The organism is Streptomyces sp. DSM 41931 (genome assembly GCF_050271085.1).
GTDB classification, from domain to species: domain Bacteria; phylum Actinomycetota; class Actinomycetes; order Streptomycetales; family Streptomycetaceae; genus Streptomyces; species Streptomyces albogriseolus.
The window spans coordinates 6,999,029-7,018,679 of the sequence record NZ_CP189902.1 but is presented as its reverse complement, the minus strand read 5'-3'; the positions used below and the strand labels follow the sequence as shown (position 1 = coordinate 7,018,679).

Here is a 19,651-nt window from a genome sequence, read left to right as displayed (position 1 = left end):
CCTCGACGCGGGTTCAGGGGGAAGGGGAGGTGGCGGCCCGGTCGCCGAGACCACGCAGGGCCTTGGCGACCGCTTCGCCGATACGGGCGATCGGTTCGGGTTCGGTCATCTCGTAGTGGCCGCAGGGCACGTGGTGGTCGTGGAGCGTGCCGTCGACGTAGGGCCGCCAGCTGTCGGCCTTGCCCGGCAGGACCGCCAGGTCCGCCGGGAAGCCGGTGGGCTGCTCTTCCGCGGCGCTGAAGAACAGCACGTCACCGCGGTAGACGCCGGGGGCGAACTGGGGCGCGATGCGCAGGTTGTTGCGCATGACGGCGGCGATGGCGGCGGCCTCGGGGCGGGTCACGGGGACGCTCGACGGGTCGGCCGTGACCCGGGCCTCGATGCGGTCCAGGACGGTGTCCACGGGCGCCTCGTCGACCGCGAGCCCGGCCACCCTGGACAGCAGGGCGGCGACCTGGCGTTCGGCCGCCTCGGGGTCGTGGGCGGTGCCGTGCGGCTGGGGGGCGTCCAGCATGGCGAGGAGCTCGACCTGCTCCCCGTCGCGCTGGAGGGCGCAGGCCATGGCGTGGGCGACGAATCCGCCGTAGGACCAGCCCAGCAGCCGGTAGGGACCGTGGGGTTGCACCTGGCGCACCAGGTCGAGGTAGTGGGCGACCATGGCGGCGGCGTCCGGGGCGGGCGGCCGGGTGCCGTCGAGGCCGGCCGCCTGGATGCCGTGGACGGGCTGGTCGCCGCCGAGGTGGGGCAGCAGGCCCGTGTAGCGCCAGGCGATGCCCGCGCCGGGGTGGACGCAGAACAGGGGCGTGGCGGTGCCCTCGGCGCGCAGCGGCAGCAGCGGGCCGAGGGCCGTGGCTGTGCTGTCCGGCGCCTTCTCGGCCGGCTGGTCGGCCGCGGCGAGGATCCCGGCCACGGTGGGTGCGGCCAGCAGGGTCGCCGCCGGGACGTCGAGGACCCTGGCCTGGCGTAGCCGGCCCGCCAGCAGCACGGCGCGCATCGAGTCGCCGCCGAGGTCGAAGAAGTTGTCGTGCAGACCGATGCCGCCGATGCCGAGGGTCTCCTCCCAGAGCCGGGTGACCTCGCGTTCGCGGTCCGTGCGGGGCGGTACGTGCTCGGTCGTCAGCCGGGGCCGTGAAGCGAGGCCGGAGTCCGTGGCGGCCGGGGTGTCGTCGGACATGGCGGGGTCCGTCCGGGCGCCCGGTGCGTCGATCCAGTGGCGCCGGCGTTCGAAGGCGTACGGGGGCAGCGGCACCCGCCGGGGCGCGCCCGGCACCGGGGGCAGGGCGCTGTCCACGCCCGCGCTCCACAGCCGTCCCAGCGCCTCGGCGAGGACGAACCCGTCGGACGCCCCTGCCTTGGCGTGCCGCATGGTGGTCACCGTGACCGGTGCCTCGTCGGTGAGCCGGCCGGTGGCGAGCTTGGTCAGGGTGTCGCCGGGCCCGATCTCCACGAGGACGGGGCGCAGCCGGTCCCACAGGGCGGTGATGCCGTCGGCGAACCGGACGGTGTCGCGGGTGTGGTCGATCCAGTGCCGTACGGAGGTGGCCTGGGCGTCGGTGATCCAGGTGCCGGTGACGTTGGTGACGTACGGGATGCGCGGCGGGCGCAGGGTGACCTGGCGCAGGTGGGTCTCGTAGGCCGGCAGGACGGGGTCCAGGACGTGGGAGTGGGCCGCGACGGGGATGCGCAGACGGCGGAACGGGACGTTGCGGCGCGTGAGTTCGGCCTCGAAGCGGGCGACGGCGTCGAGGTGCCCGGCGACGGTGCAGGCTTGGGGGCCGTTGACGGCGGCCAGGGACAGGTCGGCGTCGAGGAGGGGCCGGATCTCCTCGGCCGGGGCGGCGACGCCGACCGTGGCCCCGCCGGCGGAGCTGATGAGCCGGATGCGTTCGGTGACCAGGGGCAGCATGTCCGCCAGGTCGATGACGCCGGCCAGGCAGGCGGCCGTGTACTCGCCGAGCGAGTGGCCGATCAGCGCGTCGGGGCGCACGCCCGACTCCATCAGGGTGCGGGCCAGGGCGTACTCGGTGACGACGAGTCCGAGGAACGCGGAGAGGTCGTCGGGCCGTTGCTCCTCGAAGAGGGCGGTGCGCAGGTCGGTGCCGAGGACGGGCCGCAGGATGCGGGCGCACTCGTCGACGGTGTCGCGGTAGACGGCGTGGTCGCGGTACAGCTCCTTGCCCATGCCGGGGTACTGGGTGCCGCCGCCGGGCAGCAGGAACGCCACCCGGACCGGGTCGCCGGTCAGCGGCGGGGTGGCCGGGGCGGCGGAGCGCAGCGCGTCGAGGGCCTCGGCGCGGGAGGCGGCCGAGACGGTGAGCCGGTGGCGCAGCGCGGGCCGGTCGGTGCGCAGGGAGTGGGCCACGTCGTCCAGGCGCAGGTCCGGCCGGCGCTCCAGGTGCCGGGCGAGTGCCTCGGCCTGGCCGCGCAGGGCTCCGGCGGTGCGCGCCGACAGCGGCAGCACCATGCGGCGCTCCTCCTCGGGCGGGCGCGGCGCTGGGGATGCGGCGCGGGGTGCCTCCTCCAGGACGACGTGGGCGTTGGTGCCGCCGATGCCGAAGGCACTGACGGCGGCCCGGCGGGGGTGCTCCCCCTCGGGCCAGTCCTCCAGGGCGGTGGGCACGCGGAAAGGGCTCGCGTCGAAGTCGATGAGCGGGTTGGGCCGGTCGAAGTGCAGGCTCGGCGGGATCTGCCGATGTTCCAGGGCCAGGACCGCCTTGATGAGCCCGGCGATGCCGGCGGCGGCTCCGAGGTGGCCGATGTTGGTCTTGACCGAGCCGAGCGCGCAGAATCCGGTCCGGTCCGTGCTGTGCCGGAAGGCCTCCGTCAGGGCGGACACCTCGATCGGGTCGCCGAGTTTGGTGGCGGTGCCGTGCGCCTCGATCAGGCCGATGGTGCCGGCGTCGACCTCGGCCTGGGCCTGCGCGGCGAGGACGACCTCGGTCTGTCCGGCGGCGCTCGGGGCGCTGAAGCCGACCTTGCGGCGGCCGTCGTTGTTGACGGCGCTGCCGCGGATGACGGCGCGGATGCGGTCGCCGTCGGCGAGGGCGTCCTCCAGCCGCTTGAGTACGACGGCTCCCACTCCGTCGCCGGAGGAGGTGCCGGCGGCGTCCGCGGCGAAGGCCCGGCAGTGCCCGTCGGGTGAGAAGGGGCCGTCGGGCACATGGCGGTAGCCCAGGACGGCGGAGGGGTTGAGGGAGACGGCGGCGGCGAGCGCGGTGTCGCAGCGGTGGTCGAGCAGGTCCTGGCAGGCGGTGTGCACGGCGACGAGCGCGGTGGAGCAGGCCGTCTGCAGGGACACGCTGGGCCCGGTGAGGCCGAGTTCGTAGGAGACGCGGGTGGCGAGGGTGCCGAGGGAGTTGGCCGTGGCGGCGTGGACGAGGGCCACCGAGCCGGGCTGTCCGGCGAAGCGGGGGTGGACGTGGGCCGGGTAGTAGCGGCTGTCCCCCGCCCCCGCGTACACGCCGAACGCCTCTGCGGACCGGTCGGCGCCGAGGCAGCCGGCGTCCTCCAGGGCGTGGTAGGCCGTCTCCAGCAGCAGTCGCTGCTGCGGGTCGACGACCGCGGCCTCGGCGGGGCTGTAGCCGAAGAAGCCGGAGTCGAAGCGGTCGATGCCCTCGACGACCGACGCCTTGCGGATCAGTGACGGGTCGTCGAGGTCGCGCGGGTCGCCGCCCGCGGCGAGGAACTCCTCGTCGGTGACGGGCCGTACGGACTCCCGGCCGGCCGCGAGGTTGTCCCAGAAGGCGTCGAGGTCGTCGGCGCCGGGGAAGCGGCCCGCCATGCCGATGACGGCTACGGCCGGGAAGTCCTCGTCGTGGGGTGTGGTGGTGTCGTGCACGGCCTGTGCCTCGTCCTCTCCCGGTTCGTAGGTGTGCGGTGTGCCGTCGGCCCGGTCACGCATGGCCGCGGTCCTTGCCCTGACGGGCGGTGCGGCGGGCGCGGGCGGCGCGTTGCCGACGGGCTTGTTCCCGGGCGCGGTCGAGGCCGTCGCCGGTCTCCGGCCGGGGGGGCGCCTCGGCGTCCGGCACCGGGCCCGCGCCGGTGGCCGACAGGTGGCGGGCCAGGTCCCGGACGGTGGGGTGCGCGAACAGGTCGACCACCGACAGGTCGCTGCCGAAGGCGCGGTTCACGGCGGTCTGGGCGGTGACCAGGAGCAGGGAGTTGCCGCCCAGGTCGAAGAAGTTGTCGTCCAGGCCCACCCGGTCGCGGCCCAGGACGTCGCACCACACCTCGGCGAGCCGGCTCTCCAGCCGCCGCAGGCCGTCTTCCGTCCCCGTCTCGTCGGGGCGAGCGCTCGTGCCCGCCGAGCGCAGCGTCCACCCGTCGTCGGACAGGCCGGCCGCGCGGGCGCTGCCGGTGACGGCGCGGTACAGGGCGCCCAGGTCGGTGCCGTCCCGCAGGCCGACGCGCGCGGCCAGGCGGCGGGTCTGGCGCACGGGGGCCACGACGTGGCTGCGGACCCAGGGGGCGGTGCGGTCGGCGCCGATCAGCAGGTGCGGTTCGTCGAGGGTGCGGGCGAGGTCGAAGGAGCGCAGCGCGGCGGGAACGTCGAGCAGCCGGTAGCCCCGGGCCTCGGTGAGCGCGGTGAGACCGTAGCCGCGGCTCATGCCCCGTTCGCGCCACATGCTCCAGGCGAGCGACTGCGCGGGCAGGCCGAGGCCGCGGCGGTACCCGGCGAGGGCGTCCAGGTAGGCGTTGGCGGCGGCGTAGGCGGCGTTCATGGCGCCGCCGAAGAAGCCGTTGACCGAGGAGAAGGTGACGAAGGAGGTGACCGGGTGGTCGGCGGTGAGCCGGTGCAGGATCCACGCACCGCGCACCTTCGCCTCCAGCGCCCGGCGCCAGGTGGCGGCGTCCAGTTCCCCGACGGGGCGCTCCACGAGCGTCCCGGCCAGGTGCAGCACCGATGTCAGGGGCACGCCCCACGCCTCGGTGGCGGACTCGACCGCGGCGCGGACGCGGGCTTCGTCGGTGACGTCGGCGCGGGCGTAGCGAACCTCCCCGCGTTCACGCAGCCGCAGCAGGGCGTGGGTCTCGTCCTCCGGGGTGCGCCCGAGGACGAGCAGCCGGGTGCCCGGGGTGCGCAGCAGGTGGGCGGCGATCTCGGTGCCGACGCCGCCGAGGCCTCCGGTGAGCAGGGTGAAGCCGTCGTGCGCGGGCGGCTCGGCGCGGGGCGGGCTGTCGGGCAGGGGAGCCAGGCGGCGTTCGTAGCGCAGTCCGTCGCGGTACGCCACGTCCGCGCCGTCCGCGCCGGCGGCCGCCTCCGCCGTCAGGACGGTCAGCGGGTCGGTGCCGTCGCCCGGGGACAGGTCGACGTGCCGGGTCCGCAGCCAGCCGCACTCCTCGGCCAGCGACTTGAGCAGCGCTCCGGCCAGGGCGCGGGCCGGGGAGGAGTGGTCGCCGGGGCGGACGGCGTGGGCGCCCGCGGACACGTGGACCAGGTCCACGGGGCGCTGCCGGCCGGGCCGGGCGATGAGGGCCCGGACGAAGGCGAGCAGCCGCTCCGCACCCAACGTGTCGTCCGGCGCGGCCGGGGAGCCTGCCCGGAACCCGTCGAGGTGGAGGACGGCGTCGACGGGCCGATGGTCCTGCTCCAGCCGGCCAAGCAGCGCGGCGTAGTCGGACTCCTCGGCGAGGCGGACACGGTAGTGCGCGGCGTCGGTCCGGGTGTACGACGGCCCTTCGGAGACCACCGTGCACAGGCCCCCGGCGGAGCGCAGCGCGTCGGCGAGCCGTTGCGCGAGTGCGCCGGCTTGCGGGTCGCCGCCCGCGAGGACGAGGGTGTGCCGGCCGGACGCCGTGGGACGGGTACCGGCGCGTTCCGCGCGCTGCCATACCGGGCGCAGGAACCAGTCGGGGACGGTGGCCGCGGTGCCCAGCAGCAGCTGGGTCCGGCGCACCTCGTCGTCGAAGTCGCCCGCCTCGAAGCCCTTGCGCAGCCGGGTGCGCTGGATCTTGCCTATCTCCGTCTTGGGGACGGCGTCCCGCGCCACGGGGATGAGGAAGGACGGGCTGACACCGATCTCCCGGGTGACCTTGCCGGCGATCTCGCGCAGGGCGCGGGCCTCGTCGGCGGTGGCCTCCGGGGTGAGGTGCAGGAACAGGGCGAGTTCGTCGGTGGGTGAGGAGGGGTCGGTGCGCACCGCGACCGCGGCGGTGAAGCTCCGCTCCGCGTAGGGCAGTTCCTCGACGCACGCCTCGATCTCGTGGCTGTAGTGGTTCACGCCGTTGACGATGATGACGTCCTTGGCGCGGCCGGTGATGTAGAGCTCGCCGTCGCGCAGGAACGCCAGGTCGCCGGTGTCGAACCAGCCGTCGTCGGTGAACGCCTCGGCGTTGGCCGCCGGGTTGTCGTGGTAGCCGCCGGTCACCGAGGTGCCGCGGACCTGGAAGCGGCCCGCCTCGCCCTCGGTGAGCACGGTGCCCCGCTCGTCGACGATCCGCATGGCGAACCCGGGGTAGGGCCGGCCGCAGCTGACGAACGTCCCTTCGCCCGGGACGGGTTCGGCGGGCAGGACGGCGTCGGTGACCACGGAGCACGTCTCGGACATGCCCCAGCCGGGGTGCATCACGTCCTGCGGCAGGCCGAAGGGCTGGAGCGTGTGCAGGAACGCGCGGGCGGCGGAGGCGACGACGACCTCACCGGCGTTCATGACCAGCCGCATCGGCGACAGGTCCCAGGCGCGGCCGGTGAAGCGGTGGGCCTGTTCGGCGAGGAGCCCGAAGGCGAAGTTGGGCGCCCAGGTGACGGTGACCCGGTGCCGGTCGGCGAGGTCCATCCAGCGCAGCGGGTCCTGCAGGATCCAGGAGGTGGGGGCGTGCACCTGGCGGCAGCCCAGGTACACGTCGCGCAGGTGGAACATCACCACGCCGGTGACGTGGTCGAGCGGGATCCAGTTCAGGGAGACGTCGTCGGCGCCGAGGCCGTTCATCTGCTCGGTGGCGGCCGAGCGGGTCAGCACGTTGCGGTGGGTGAGCCGCACCGCCTTGGGCAGGCCGGTGCTGCCGGACGTCATGAGCATCAGCAGGAGGTCGTCCGGTGCGGCGGGGTGCCAGTCGTGGTCCTCGGGCGCCTCGCGCAGGGCGTCGGCGGTGGTGATGCGCGGCCCGGGCCAGTCCTGCCGGGCGGCGACCGCGCGCAGACCGGACTCGCGGCCGGCGGAGCACACGATCCAGGGCCGGCCGAGCATCCGCCAGATGCCCTCCAGCTTGGTCAGCGCCGCGGAGGGGGTGTCGTAGGAGGCGGGGACGGTCAGCGGGACGGCGACGAAGCCGCCGAGGACGCAGCCCCACAGCACGGCGAGGAAGTCCTCGGTGGCGTCGCACTGGAGGATGACCTGGTCGCCCGGGCGCAGTCCGGCCCGGCGCAGTCCGGCCAGGACGCGGGAGGCCTCGGGGATGAGGGACGCGTAGGTGCGCCGGTGCTCGCTGCCGTCGGCGTGGACGTGGACGATGTCGCCCCGGTCCCGCGCGGCGGCGCGGCGCAGGGCCTCGGCCCAGCTCGGCACGGACGGCTCGGCGAGGGCGGGGCCTTCGCTGACGGCCGGAGCACCGGAGGCTTCCGCGGCGCGGGCGGCCGGGGCCGCTCCGGCGGAGCGGTCGGGCAGTCCGGTGTGACGGCGGTCCAGTTCCTCGGGGGCGTTCTCCACCGACACGTCGACCGTGGTGACGCCGGGCAGCTGGGCGATCCGCTCCCGCCAGGCCCGGGCCGCGGTCGTGTCGACGGCGGGCAGGGCGCGCAGTGCCGCACGGTCGACGGTGCCGTCCTCGGCCCGGGGCAGGGCGTTGACCGCCGTGACGCGGACGGCGCCGTGGCCCACGCGGTCCAGGAACTCCTCGACGCGTTCGGCGGCGTCGGACCGCCCGGCCACCACGTACAGGCACGGCGGGGCGTCGCCGCCGCCGGGCAGGGCATGGGCGTCGCGGATGCCGGGCACGGACAGGGCCGCGTCCTCCAGGACGGCGGTGTCGGCCGCATTCGGGGCGGGGCTGCGCCCGGGGAGCGCGGGCAGGTCCCCGAGGCGGGTCGCGGTGTCGGCGCTCACCGTGCTCAGGACGTCGTGCAGCGCGCGGGCGAACGCCTCGGCGGTGCCGGCGTCGTAGAGGTCGGTGGCGTACTCGACGTGCAGCGTCAGGCCGTCGGGCGTGCCCTCGGGGCCGTGGTGCTCCAGAACGTCCACGAAGAGGTCGAATTTGGCGGTGCCGGTGGCGGTGGGCCGCAACTCGGTGCGGGCGCCGTCGAGTTCGAGGAGGGCCGGCCTGTTGTTCTGCAGGGCGAGCATCACCTGGAACACGGGGTGACGGCCGGGCGTACGGGGCGGGTTGAGGTCCTCCACCAGCCGGTCGAAGGGCAGGTCCTGGTGGTCCAGGGCGGCCAGGTCGGCGGTGCGCAGCCGGGCGAGAAGGTCCTGGAAGGCGGGGTCGCCGGAGGTGTCGGCGCGCAGCACCAGGGTGTTGGTGATCAGGCCGATCAGGGGGTCGAGGCCGGGTTCGGTGCGGCCCGCCACGGGGGTGCCGAGGACGATGTCCTCGCCGGCGCCGCAGCGGGTGAGCAGGGCGCTGACGGCGGCGTGCAGCACCATGAAGAGGCTGGCGCCCTCGCGGTCGGCGAGGCGCAGCAGGGCACGGTGCAGCGCGGGGTCGACGGCGAGTTCGACGTGCGCGCCGTCGCCGCGCGGCGCGGTGGGCCGCGGCCGGTCGCCGGGCAGGGTGCACTCCTCGGGCAGGCCGTCCAGCGCGGTGCGCCAGTGGGCGGTGAGCCGTTCCAGCCGGCCGGGGCCGTCCGGTCCGGGGGCCAGCAGGGCGCGCTGCCACAGCGCGTAGTCGGCGTACTGCACCGCCGGCGGGGCCCAGTCGGGTGCCCGCCCGGCGCGGCGGGAGGCGTAGGCGGCGGACAGGTCGGCGGCGAAGGGGCCGAGCGACCAGCCGTCGGCGGCGGCGTGGTGCAGCACGAACAGCAGGACGCGTTCAGTGCCGGTGCCCAGCAGCCAGGCCGCGAGGGGGCTTTCGGCGGTCAGGTCGAAGCGGCGCCGCAGCGCGGCGGTGACATGGGCGGCGGTCTCCGCGGCGGGGCAGTCGATCCGCCGCAGCACCGGGCGCAGCTCTCCCGGCGCCAGGATGCGCTGGTAGGGCACTCCGTCGTGCTCGGCGATCACCGTGCGCAGGTTTTCGTGCCGGTCGGCCAGGTCGCCGAGGGCCGCGTCGAGCGCCTCGGCGTCGAGGTCGGGCCCGACGGGGACGAGGAGCGGGATGTGGTAGGTGGCCGCGCCCTCGTCGAGCCGGTTCAGGAACCACATGCGTTCCTGCGCGAAGGACAGCGGCACGCGCTCGGGGCGCGCGGCCTCGCCGAGGACCGGCCGGGGCAGGGCGTCCTGCGCCCGTACGGCGAGCCGCCGGGCGAGCGCGGCAGGGGTCGGCGTCTCGAACAGGGCGGCGATGGGGATCTCCGCGCCGGTCTCGTGCCGCAGACGGGCCAGCAGTCTGGTGGCGAGCAGGGAGTCGCCGCCCAGGTCGAAGAAGCCGGCGTCCACCCCGACGGACTCCCGCGGCAGCCGCAGCACGTCCTCGAACAGGGCGCACACCAGAGCCTGTTCGGGTGTGGTGGGGCGGGTGCCGGACGCGGCGGCGGTGAAGTCGGGGTCGGGCAGGGCCTGGATGTCGAGCTTGCCGTTCGCGGTCAGCGGCAGGGCGTCCACCGGGACGCAGGCGGCGGGGACCATGTGCTCGGGCAGGTGGGCGGCGGCGTGGGCGCGCAGGTCGGCGGGGCTCGCGGGCGCGTCGCCGGAGGGGACGGTGTAGGCGACGAGGTGCAGGGCGCCGCTGCCGGCGTGGCGGGGTACGACGGCGGCGCGGGAGACGCCCGGGTGGGCGGCGAGGACGGCCTCGATCTCGCCGGGTTCGACGCGGAAGCCGCGCAGCTGTATCTGGGCGTCGGCGCGGCCGAGGTAGTCGAGGGTGCCGTCGGGGCGGCGTCGGGCGAGGTCGCCCGAGCGGTACATGCGGGTGCCGGGAGGGCCGTAGGGGTCGTCGAGGAAGCGTTCGGCGGTCAGTTCGGGGCGGTGCAGGTAGCCGGTGGCGACACCGGCGCCGGAGACGTACATCTCGCCGGTCGCTCCGGGCGGCACGGGGCGTCCCTCGGCGTCCAGCAGGTGGACCCGGAGGTCGGCGAGCGGAGTGCCGATGGCGCCGGCGCGGCGCGGGTCGTCCAGGTCGGCCGCGGTGAGCCGGTGGTGGGTGACGTGCACGGTGGTCTCGGTGATGCCGTACATGTTCACCAGCGCCGGGCGGTCCAGGCCGTGCCGTTCGGTCCAGGGGCGCAGCCGCGCCGGGCGCAGGGCCTCCCCGCCGAAGACGACGTAGCGCAACGCCCCGGCGTCGCCCCCGCGTTCGGCGTCGGCGTCGACGAGCTGCTCGAACGCGGACGGCGTCTGGTTGAGCACGGTGACGCCCTCGCGGTGCAGCAGGTCCAGGAACTCGCGCGGGGAGCGGCTGACGGCGTAGGGCACGACGACGAGCCGGCCGCCGTGCAGCAGGGCGCCCCAGATCTCCCACACGGAGAAGTCGAAGGCGTAGGAGTGGAACAGCGTCCACACGTCGTCGGCACGGAAGTCGAAGTGCTCGGCCGCGGCGGCGAAGAGCCGTACGACGTTGGTGTGCGGCACGGGCACGCCCTTGGGGCGGCCGGTGGAGCCGGAGGTGTGGATGATGTACGCGGTGTCGGAGGGGCCGGTCGGGCTGTGCCGTTCGGCGTCGGTCAGGTCGGCGCCGGAGCGGCGGGCGAGGTCCGCGGTCACCTGGGGGTCGTCCAGCAGCACGGCGGGGACGGCGGCGTCGGCGAGGTGGGCGTGGGCCTGTTCGGTGACCAGCGCCACGGGGGCCGCGTCCTGGACGACCAGCCGCAGTCGCTCGGCCGGCTGGCCGGGGTCCAGGGGCAGATAGGCGGCGCCGGTCTTGAGGACGGCCAGCAGGGCGGGCAGCAGCCGCAGGCCGCGTTCCAGGGCGAGCGCCACGATCCGGCCGGGCCCCGCGCCGTGCGCGGTCAGCAGCCGGGCGATCCGGTTGGCCTCGGCGTTGAGTTCGGCGTACGTGAGCCGTTCGTGGCCGTGACTGACGGCCGTCCGCCCGGGCCCGGCCGCCGCCTGCGCCTCGAACAGTTCCGTGAGGGTCCGCTCGGCCGGGAAGGCGCGGACGGGAGTGTCGCGGGGGTGTTCGCCCGGCAGCAGGACGTCCAGGTCGCCCAGCGGCGTCACCGGTCCGGCCGCGGCCAGCCGGTGCAGCACGGCGAGGAACCTCTCGCGGTGCAGGTCGAGTTCGTCCTCCTCGTACAGGGCGGGATTGGCGTCGAAGGCCAGCCACAGGCCGCCGCGGGGTCCGGGGCGCACCGAGATCTGGAAGTCGTCGACGGCTCCGCCGGACAGGTGGTGCCAGGTGGTGGGGTGTCCGGCGAAGACCGGGGACTCGTCGAACGGGACGATGTTGAGCACCGGTCCGTACAGCCGGCGTCCGGTGCCCAGCAGGCCCAGGTCGCGGCGGAGGAACTCGCCCCGGTAGCGCTGGTGGCGGCGCAGGGCCTTCAGTTCACCGGCGACGGCGCCGACCAGCTCCGCGACGGGCGTGCCGGGGGTGGCTGCCACGCGCAGCGGGAGGACGTCGGAGGCGGTGCCCGGGGTGCGCAGGGCGGCGCTGCCGAGGCGGCTCATCGTGGCCAGACCCAGCACCAGGTCCTCGGCGCCGGTCATCCGGTGCAGGTAGGCGGCGGTCGCGGCGGTCAGCAGGTCGGTGCGCCGGGCCCCGAGGCGGGCCGCCGCGGCGTCGAGCGCCTCGGTCTCGGCGGGCGTCAGTTCGGCGGTGCGGCGCAGGAAGGGCGCCGTGGGCGCCGCTGTGCGGGAGGTGAGCCGGGCGGGCTCGGGCAGGTCGGCCAGACGCCGCGCCCAGTGGTCACGGTCCTGGGCGTGCCGCTCGGAGGCCAGGTAGGCCGCCTCCTCCTCCTGGAGCCGGCTCACCGGCGCGAAGGCGCTGGGCTCCGGTTCGCGCCCCTCTGCCAGGGCGTTGTAGGTGTCGGCCAGGCGGCGCCCGAGGAGCTTGTAGCTGTAGCCGTCCAGGAGCAGGTGATGTGCCCTCAGCAGCCAGAGGTGGCGGTCGGGCGCCAGGGTCAGCAGCGTGTGCGCGAAGAGGGGGCCCTTCTCCAGGTCGACGGGGGTCGCGAGGTCGGTGCGGACGTGCTCCCACGCGGCGGCCTCGGGGTCCCCGGCGCCGCTGACGTCGACCCGGTGGAGGGGCCAGTCGTCCGCGTCCGGTGCGGGATGGCAGCGCGGGCCGTCGTCGGTGTCGGCGAAACGCAGGGCGAAGGTGTCGGCCTCGGCGACGACGCGCCGCAGCGCGGTCTCGAACAGGGCGGTGTCGAGGGGTCCGTGGATCTCCACGGCCTCCGCGGTGTTGTACGCGGCACTGTCCGGTGCGAGCCGTCCGGCGTACCAGAGGCCCTCCTGGGCTCCGGACAGCGGTCGACGTGCGTCCTCCTGGAGTGACATAGCGCAACCCTCACGTGGCAAGCCGTAGATGTCCCGGACGGCGAAGGCCCGGCCGGATCGGACGGGTGCGGCCACCCCCGTGCCGCCCGCGCGTGTGGCTGCGCGCCGGGCCGCCGGCCCACGGGGCGGGGAAAGGGACCGCACGCCGAGGTCAGGGGGATCACGTCACCTGCCCCGGTTTCACGGCACAGCACGGTGCTGCACCGGCACCGGCGGGGTCAAGGTGAACCGGTTCCCGGGGCACCGATTCAGGGGTTTCCCTGAATTTCGGGGTGCCGGGGAGTGCTCGCCGGCACGCAACTTCTAGGGAAATCACGCGACTTCGCCGCGCAGCGGGGCTCTCCGCTGGCTTCGGCCGCGGTCGGCCGTGCACTCTCGAACGGCCCCCCGACCTCCCCGCGGACCGCCGCGGTGGCAGCTGTGTCCCGGGGCCGTGGATTTCCGGAACGAACGACGGAAAGAAGGCTGACGGCATGCACCGTGCGCTGTGTCCGGTCGAGACGCTCTACGTGGGCCAGAGAAGCAGGGCCGTGCTGTCCTGCACCCTGCGTGGACCGGTGGACCCCGCGACGCTGTCCGCCGCGTTCGACGCGCTGACGGAGGCGAACCCGCCGCTGCGGTCCCGCATCGAACAGGACGGCGGCGGACACGTGTTGCGCGTTCTCGGCGAGGACGAGCGGCCCCGGCTGATCACCCGGACCGGCGACGAGGACGAGGCCTACGCGGCGGAGCTGAACAGGCCGCTGCCGGTCGGCGGCCCGCTGAGCCGTGCCATGCTGGTCAGCGCGCCGGACGGGCGGAGTCACCTGTTCGTGCTGGTGATCGACCACACCGTCACCGACGGCCACAGCAGCATCGCGGTGCACAACGCGCTGTGGGACCGCTACCGGGCGCTGGTCGAAGGCACCACCGACGACATCGCCGCTCCGGAACTCCCGCGCTGGCCCGAGCCCGTGAGCCGGCGGCTGCCTCCGGCCGACGAGGCCGACACGGCGAAGTACCTCGACGGCCGGCTAGAGGAGATACGGCGCCACCCGGTCGAGCTGGTCCCGTACGACGCCGCCGGCGGTGAGGGTGCCGCCCCGGACGGGCACATCGAGGTCCGCCGGCTGACCCTGGACGCGGACCTCACCTCCCGGCTTCGCGGCACCGCGCGCGCCTCGGGTGTCTCCGTGCACGCCCTGATCGCCGCGACGCTGCTGGCGACGGCCCGGCGGCGCCTGCCCGGGGACGACGGGGCCCGCACGCTCGGCTGCCTCTCCCCCGTCGACCTGCGGGCGCGGCTCACCCCGCCGGTGCCCGCCTCCGACCTGGTTCCCGCGGTCACCACCCATCTGCAGACCCTGGAGGTGTCCGCGCGTTCGGAGCCGCTGGAGCTGGCCCGTGCCGTGCACGCCCGGCTGGGCGACTTCCTGGCCCGCGGTCACCACTTCCACGAGATGCGCATCACGCCGGAGATCCCGCGCAATCCCGCGCTGCAACTGGCCACGGTGATCGCCACGAACATGGGCGTGGTCCCCGGTCCGCGGCTGCCGGAGGGGCTGCGGGCGGCCGACGTGCGCCTCGTTCCGGCCCGCGAGCGCTACTTCCCGCAGGCGGGACGCAGCCCCGTCATGGCGTGCGTGGTCTCCTTCGAGGGCCGGCTGTCCATCGAGTTCCCGCACTCCACCGCCTGTTACAGCCCGTCCTTCATGCGGGCGTTCCGCGACGACGTGCGCGCCGGGCTGCTGCGTTTCACGGACGCGGTGGAACCGGGTCTCGCCCACGCCGCCGGCTGAGCACGGCCCGTCCGCCCCCTCTTCCGACCCCTGCCCGCCCGGCTGTGTAAGGAACCTCTGTCCGCCATGACGACCGTCAGCGAACTGCCCTCCCCCCTGACGCTGCTCCCCCGGGCCCAGGCCGGCGACGAGCACGCGATGAACCACCTGCTGACCGCCATCACGCCCTACGTGGCGCGCATCTGCAGGTCCATCACCCACGACGACGGTGCCGATGCCACGCAGGAGGCACTGCTCGCCGTCTACCGCGGTCTGGGTTCCCTGCGTGAACCGGCGGCGTTCTACGGCTGGGTGCGCTCGGTGACGGTCCGCGAGGCCATCCGCACCGCCAGGCGCTACGGCGCGGAGAGCTGCTGCTCCGAGGTGGACTCGCAGGAGGAGACCAATCCCCTGGACGCGGTGCACATCAGTGATGTGCTGGAGCGGCTGTCCCAGGCGCACCGGCAGGTCCTCACCCTGCGCGCCTACGGGCTGAGCGAGGAGGAGATGGCCGAGGTGCTCGCGCTGCCCGTGGGCACCGTCCGCTCGCGTCTGTTCCGGGCCCGCCGCCGATTCCAGGAGGCGTGGCAGCCCTCGGCGGCGTGAGGCCGGCCCCCCTTCCGGGACGGGCCGGTACGACGGCGGCCGTGGCGGTGTGTCTCCGCCACGGCCGCCGTCACGGGGCTCGGCAGGCCCCGGCTCCGCACTACCGCACGCGCTCCGGGAGGACCCGCGGAGGCCACTGTCCGGTGGCGAACATCCCGAGCGCGTGCGCCCGCGCGACCAGAGCGGGCCGGTTGGGGGCGTCGAAACGCCGCAGCATCTGGCCGACGCGGTATTCGATGCCCTGACGGCTCAGATAAAGACGGGAGGCCAACTGCACCGTGGATTCACCACTCGCGACACCTTCCAGCACCTGCGCGTCGAGGGCGGTGAGTACGGGTGCGCCGACGGCCGCTTCTTCGGTCCGGCGCAGAAAGACGACGAGACCGACGATCTCACCCGTGGGCTGTCTGACGGCGATCGCGGTGACGTCGGCCGGAAAATCCCGGCCCTCTCCGTCGCGGCCCGTCACCCTTTCCCTGAATCTCCGGCAACGTCCTGAGGAAAGCGCGGCGAACTGTTCCCGCAATTGTCCGGGAACCGGAGAGCGGAGCAGTTCGAGCAGGCCGCGCCCGCATATCTCGTCGGCGCTCAGGCCGAATTGCCGGGCGAATTCCGGTTCCGCGGCCGTGACGGCCAGCGTCCGGGGGGACACATGGGCCGGGCAGGCGGCTTCCGGGGTGGCACCGTCCGGCGCGCCGGTCAGGTCACGGCGGACCGGGACGGCCGCAACGGCGGTCTTCTTCCTACGGGGCGAGGCGTCGGGGAAACTCGTGGTCGCCACGGACGTACCGTCCTTCTTCCTGCGCGTGGGGGGCTGGGAAGGGTGTGCGGACGCGGAGCGGTCCTGTGCGCTGTGCCTGGGTGTCGGCGAGCGCCCGGTGCCGGCGTGCCACCTCGTCGGTGGCCGGGGCCGTGTGTCCGCGTCGTTCCGGGCCGGCGGCGGGCGCCGGGTCCCCGGAGAGGGTCGGGGTGAGCAGAGGAAGCGGTGCCGAGGCGACCGTCGTCCGGGTCACCTGGATAACGTTGTCATCACCACTCGATCCCGCGGCGCGCTCCCGTCGGCGGACGACGCGGCGGCCGGGCGGGCGAACCGTACATTCGCCGTGACGAGAAGCCCGTTCGGGCAGTGCGCGGCACGGAAACCTCCACGACAAGGAGAGGGGGTTCGTTTGAGGAGTCGCCTTCGAGACTAAGGGGAGGCAACTCCTGAGGCAAGAGTTTGTCAGGTGAACCAGGCAACTTGTCAACTGTTCCGTGCCCGGGCCTATTTCGGGCGCCCACGCCCCCCGATGCAAACAATTCCGGCGGGGTGGCGACGCCGCCTCCGGAATGCGCAGCCAGCCGTGCACAACGGCTTGTCGCTCCTTGCCGCGCTTCCTAAAATGTGGACAACTCACGCGCCCGTTCGGGCAAACGGAACCGCGGATACCGGACCGGCCGGGCCACCGAACCCGAGGAGGGAGATGCTGGATCAGCCGCAGTTCGGCCGTCGGCTCAAAAGGCTGCGTGCCGCGCGGGGCCTGAGCCAGGCCGACGTCGTCGGCGACGGGATGTCGACGGGGCATCTGTCGCGCCTGGAGTCCGGTGAACGGCGGCCCACGGAGCGGACCGTGGCCTATCTCGCCCGGCGGCTCGGTGTGGACGCCTCCGTCCTGACCGGACCCACGGACGGCAGGTCCCTGACCGCGGTGCTGGCGTCCGTGGCCTCGGCGCCCGCGGGTTCGGACGGCACGGAGGTGCTCGGCCGCGCCGTCGAGGAGGACCCGGGAGAGGATCCGGCCGCGCGCTGGCAGGCCCTGTGGCTGCTGAGCCGCGACGCGGGCCGCGACGGCGACTACGAGCTCGAACGCCTCCGGCTGCTGGAACTCCTGGAACTGAGCAGCGTGTTGGAGGCACCCGACCTGCGGGCCAGGTCGCTGGTGAGGTACGCCCGCTGCACCCGTGCCCTGGGCGATGCCGAGGGCGCGGAACCGGCGGCCGTGGAGGCACTGGCCGTGGCCCGCGCCGCGGAGCTGGGCGTGCCCGACACCCTGGCCGCCCTCACGGTGCTGATCGGCATCGAGACGGAACTCGGCAGGTGGGAGGCGGCCTCCCGGCACGTCGACGAGATGGAACGCGATCTGCTGCCCGGGGCCCCCTCCGCCCTGGCGGCCGAGGCGTTGTGGGTGGCCGCCGAGGTCAGCGACCGCCAAGGCGACGAGCCGACCGCCCTGGCCCGGATGGACACCGCCCTGGGCCTCCTCGAGGGCGGGGACGACCTGGTCCTGTGGGCCCGGCTGCGGGCCGCCGCCACCGCTACAGCGCTGCACATGTCACCACCCCGGGTGGCCGCGGCCGAGCGCTGGCTGGCCGAGGCCGCCCCCGTCCTCGGCCTGATCGGCACGCCCACACAACTGCAGGAACTGCACGCGCTCCAGGCACACCTGGCGTTCGCGCAGGGCCGGCTGGACGACGCCCGCGCGCTGAGCCGGGCCGTGCTGTCCGAGGAGCACCTGCGTCTGTCCTACCGCGACCGGGTGCGGCTGTCGGTCCTCGACGGCCGGCTCACGATCCTGGCGGGCCGGGTCGAGGAGGGGGTCGCGGCCCTGGAACGGCTGGCGCGTCAGGCGACCGAGTCCGGGAGCCGCGATCTCGCGGCCCACATATGGCAGGCCCTGGCCACCACCCTGGCGGCGCACGTCCACTCCCCCCAGGACGGCCCGGCACCCGGTGAGTCCCGGTCGGACGGGCGGGTGGCGGGCCAACCAGCTTGAGGGCCTCGCCAGCGGGCGAACGAAGCCTCCCTGTCGTACTGGAACGGCGTGAGCCAGGCCGTGAACAACCACAACGAGGCCTCCCCCTTCTCGTACGGCCACGACGGGCAGGTGCCGTGGCGAAGCCGACGACTCCAAGAGCTCCCACAGAGCCGGGCTCATCCCCATGTGGATCACCAGGGTCGACGGTCAGGACCGCCGCCCGCGGCTGGTCGTGCCGGCCGGTGCGAGCCATATGAGCTGATCAACGCGATCGGTCGGAACGCCCTGGCCTTCACAGGCGTGGCATGGAACGTGTCACATCCGCTCATTCAGCAGTTCCCCCGGCACCAAAAGCGGAGATCGAGATTCCGCGGCTCCTTCCGGCGGTTCCATGGGGCACGGACGCAGGCCCGAAACAGTCGGGTCGTGAAAGACAGGTGACGCACATGCGAGATGAGGCCGCCAAGCGGGTCGAGCTGGTCTTCTCCCTCTTCGACGCCAACGGCAACGGGGTCCTCGACTCCGTCGACTTCGACCTGATGACGGACCGCGTTCTGCAAGCGGCGGCCGCTTCGGACGACGGTGCCAAGGACGCCATCAGAGCCGCGTTCCGCCGCTACTGGACGACGCTGGCCACGGAACTGGACGCCAACGGCGACGGTGTCATCTCCCTGACGGAGTTCCGTCCCTTCGTGCTGGACCCCGAGCGTTTCGGCCCCACGGTCGCCGAGTTCGCCGAGGCCCTCTCCGCACTCGGCGACCCCGACGGGGACGGCTTGATCGAGCGCCCCCTGTTCGAGTCGCTGATGACGGCGATCGGCTTCGAGCAGGCGAACATCCACGCCCTCTTCGACGCGTTCGGTCCGGACGCCGACGACCGCATCACCGTGGCCACGTGGGCCGCCGGAATCAAGGACTACTACGCGCCGGACAAGGCCGGCATCCCCGGCGACCGGCTGGTGACGGCCCACGCCGTCTGACCCGGCTCGCCAGGGGCCGTACCGCCGACGGCCGGTACGGCCCCTGGCCGGACGTCCGCGTCGCCCGTACCCGGGCGTCAGGGGGCGAGCTTGTGCGCGAACACCCAGCGGTTGCCCTCCAGCGCGTCGTTGGGCTCGGGGAGGGGGCCACGCCCGTGCCTCCTGGTGAACTCGAAGGGTGTGTGCATCGAGGTGGACCAGCCCTTGGCCGTCAGGGAGCCCGCGGAGTCGGGGCGTGGTCCCTTGTCGAAAAGGCGGAGCAGGTCGATGCCGGTCAGCCGGCGCGTCGCCGTGTAGATCGGGCTGTCACGGTATGCCAGGAGATCCTTCTCCAGCTTGGCCTCGAAGGCCAGAGCACTGCCTGCGGCGGTCAGCCGGTCCACCGTGTCGACGAGGTACGTCTCGGCGGGACCCGGCAGGTAGAAGAGCAGTCCCTCGGCCAGCCAGACGCTGGGTGCGGCGGGGTCGAAACCCACGGTGCCGAGCGCGCCGGCCCAGTCCTCACGCAGGTCGACCGGCACGGGGACGCGTTTCACCTCGGGAGCGGCCGACAGGCCCGTGAGCACCTGTTCCTTGAACGCCAGCACGCCCGCCCTGTCGACCTCGAAGACGACGCAGTCGGACGGCAGGTCCAGGCGGAAGGCGCGGGTGTCCAACCCCGCTCCCAGCAGGACCACTTGGCGCGCGCCCGCACCGGCCGACCGGAGGACGAAGTCGTCGAGCACCCTCGTCCGCAGACCGAAGTAGCGGGCGAACCTCCCCCACAGCGGGTTGTCGTCGCCGTCCGGAACCTCCTCGATGCGCACCGGCCAGTGCGTGCAGGCGGGGGCCGCGCGCACGAAGTGCTCGGCGTAGGCGTCCTGGGCCAGACTGTCGTGGCGGTGGGTTTCCATGGCCCTGGACGCGGCGACCAGGAGGGCGGTCAGGCCCACTCCTCCGTCCACGCCTTCCGCGTCCGTGTGGTGGGGTGTCGTGCCTGCCATGCTGCCTCCGTCGGCGGGAGTGGGAGCTGCGCGATGTCATGGGTCGGGGTGGGTAGGTGCCCG

At 74.3% G+C, this 19,651-nt stretch carries 8 protein-coding genes; 4 read left to right on the top strand and 4 right to left on the bottom strand.

All coding sequences use genetic code 11. The annotated features are described in order from the left end of the window. Positions 1-13: 13 nt before the first annotated feature. Together ACP7TJ_RS31955 and ACP7TJ_RS31950 are read right to left on the bottom strand one after the other, a co-directional pair. Positions 14-3,901 (bottom strand): type I polyketide synthase, encoded by a 3,888-nt coding sequence (locus ACP7TJ_RS31955; protein ID WP_427767192.1) that lies wholly within the window; start codon positions 3,899-3,901, stop codon positions 14-16. Continuing rightward, positions 3,894-12,527 carry an amino acid adenylation domain-containing protein gene (locus ACP7TJ_RS31950; protein ID WP_427767189.1) on the bottom strand — a complete coding sequence of 2,878 codons (8,634 nt, stop codon included), beginning with the start codon at positions 12,525-12,527 and terminating at the stop codon, positions 3,894-3,896. Before ACP7TJ_RS31950 ends, ACP7TJ_RS31955 begins: the two co-directional genes overlap by 8 nt. A gap of 473 nt (positions 12,528-13,000) precedes the next feature. Between ACP7TJ_RS31950 and ACP7TJ_RS31945 the strand changes: the two genes are divergently transcribed. After that, positions 13,001-14,305, top strand: coding sequence for a phthiocerol/phthiodiolone dimycocerosyl transferase family protein (locus tag ACP7TJ_RS31945; protein WP_427767187.1), 1,305 nt, complete (start codon positions 13,001-13,003; stop codon positions 14,303-14,305). A gap of 66 nt (positions 14,306-14,371) precedes the next feature. Further along, positions 14,372-14,890 carry an RNA polymerase sigma factor gene (locus ACP7TJ_RS31940; protein WP_093766583.1) on the top strand — a complete coding sequence of 173 codons (519 nt, stop codon included), beginning with the start codon at positions 14,372-14,374 and terminating at the stop codon, positions 14,888-14,890. A 100-nt stretch (positions 14,891-14,990) separates the two neighbouring features. On the opposite strand, the gene ACP7TJ_RS31935 is transcribed toward ACP7TJ_RS31940, so the two are convergent. Continuing rightward, entirely contained in the window at positions 14,991-15,671 is a 681-nt protein-coding gene (locus ACP7TJ_RS31935) for a PAS domain-containing protein (protein ID WP_167741724.1), read from the bottom strand. Positions 15,672-16,353: 682 nt separating this feature from the next. Between ACP7TJ_RS31935 and ACP7TJ_RS31930 the strand changes: the two genes are divergently transcribed. Further along, positions 16,354-17,643, top strand: coding sequence for a helix-turn-helix domain-containing protein (locus ACP7TJ_RS31930; protein ID WP_427767182.1), 1,290 nt, complete (start codon positions 16,354-16,356; stop codon positions 17,641-17,643). Positions 17,644-18,071: 428 nt separating this feature from the next. Next, positions 18,072-18,605 carry an EF-hand domain-containing protein gene (locus ACP7TJ_RS31925; protein WP_193457073.1) on the top strand — a complete coding sequence of 178 codons (534 nt, stop codon included), beginning with the start codon at positions 18,072-18,074 and terminating at the stop codon, positions 18,603-18,605. A gap of 77 nt (positions 18,606-18,682) precedes the next feature. Here the strand turns inward: ACP7TJ_RS31925 and ACP7TJ_RS31920 are convergent, their stop codons facing one another. Continuing rightward, complete coding sequence (locus ACP7TJ_RS31920; protein ID WP_093766579.1) at positions 18,683-19,588, bottom strand: class I SAM-dependent methyltransferase; 906 nt, start codon at positions 19,586-19,588, stop codon at positions 18,683-18,685. Between the last annotated feature and the right edge of the window lie 63 nt (positions 19,589-19,651).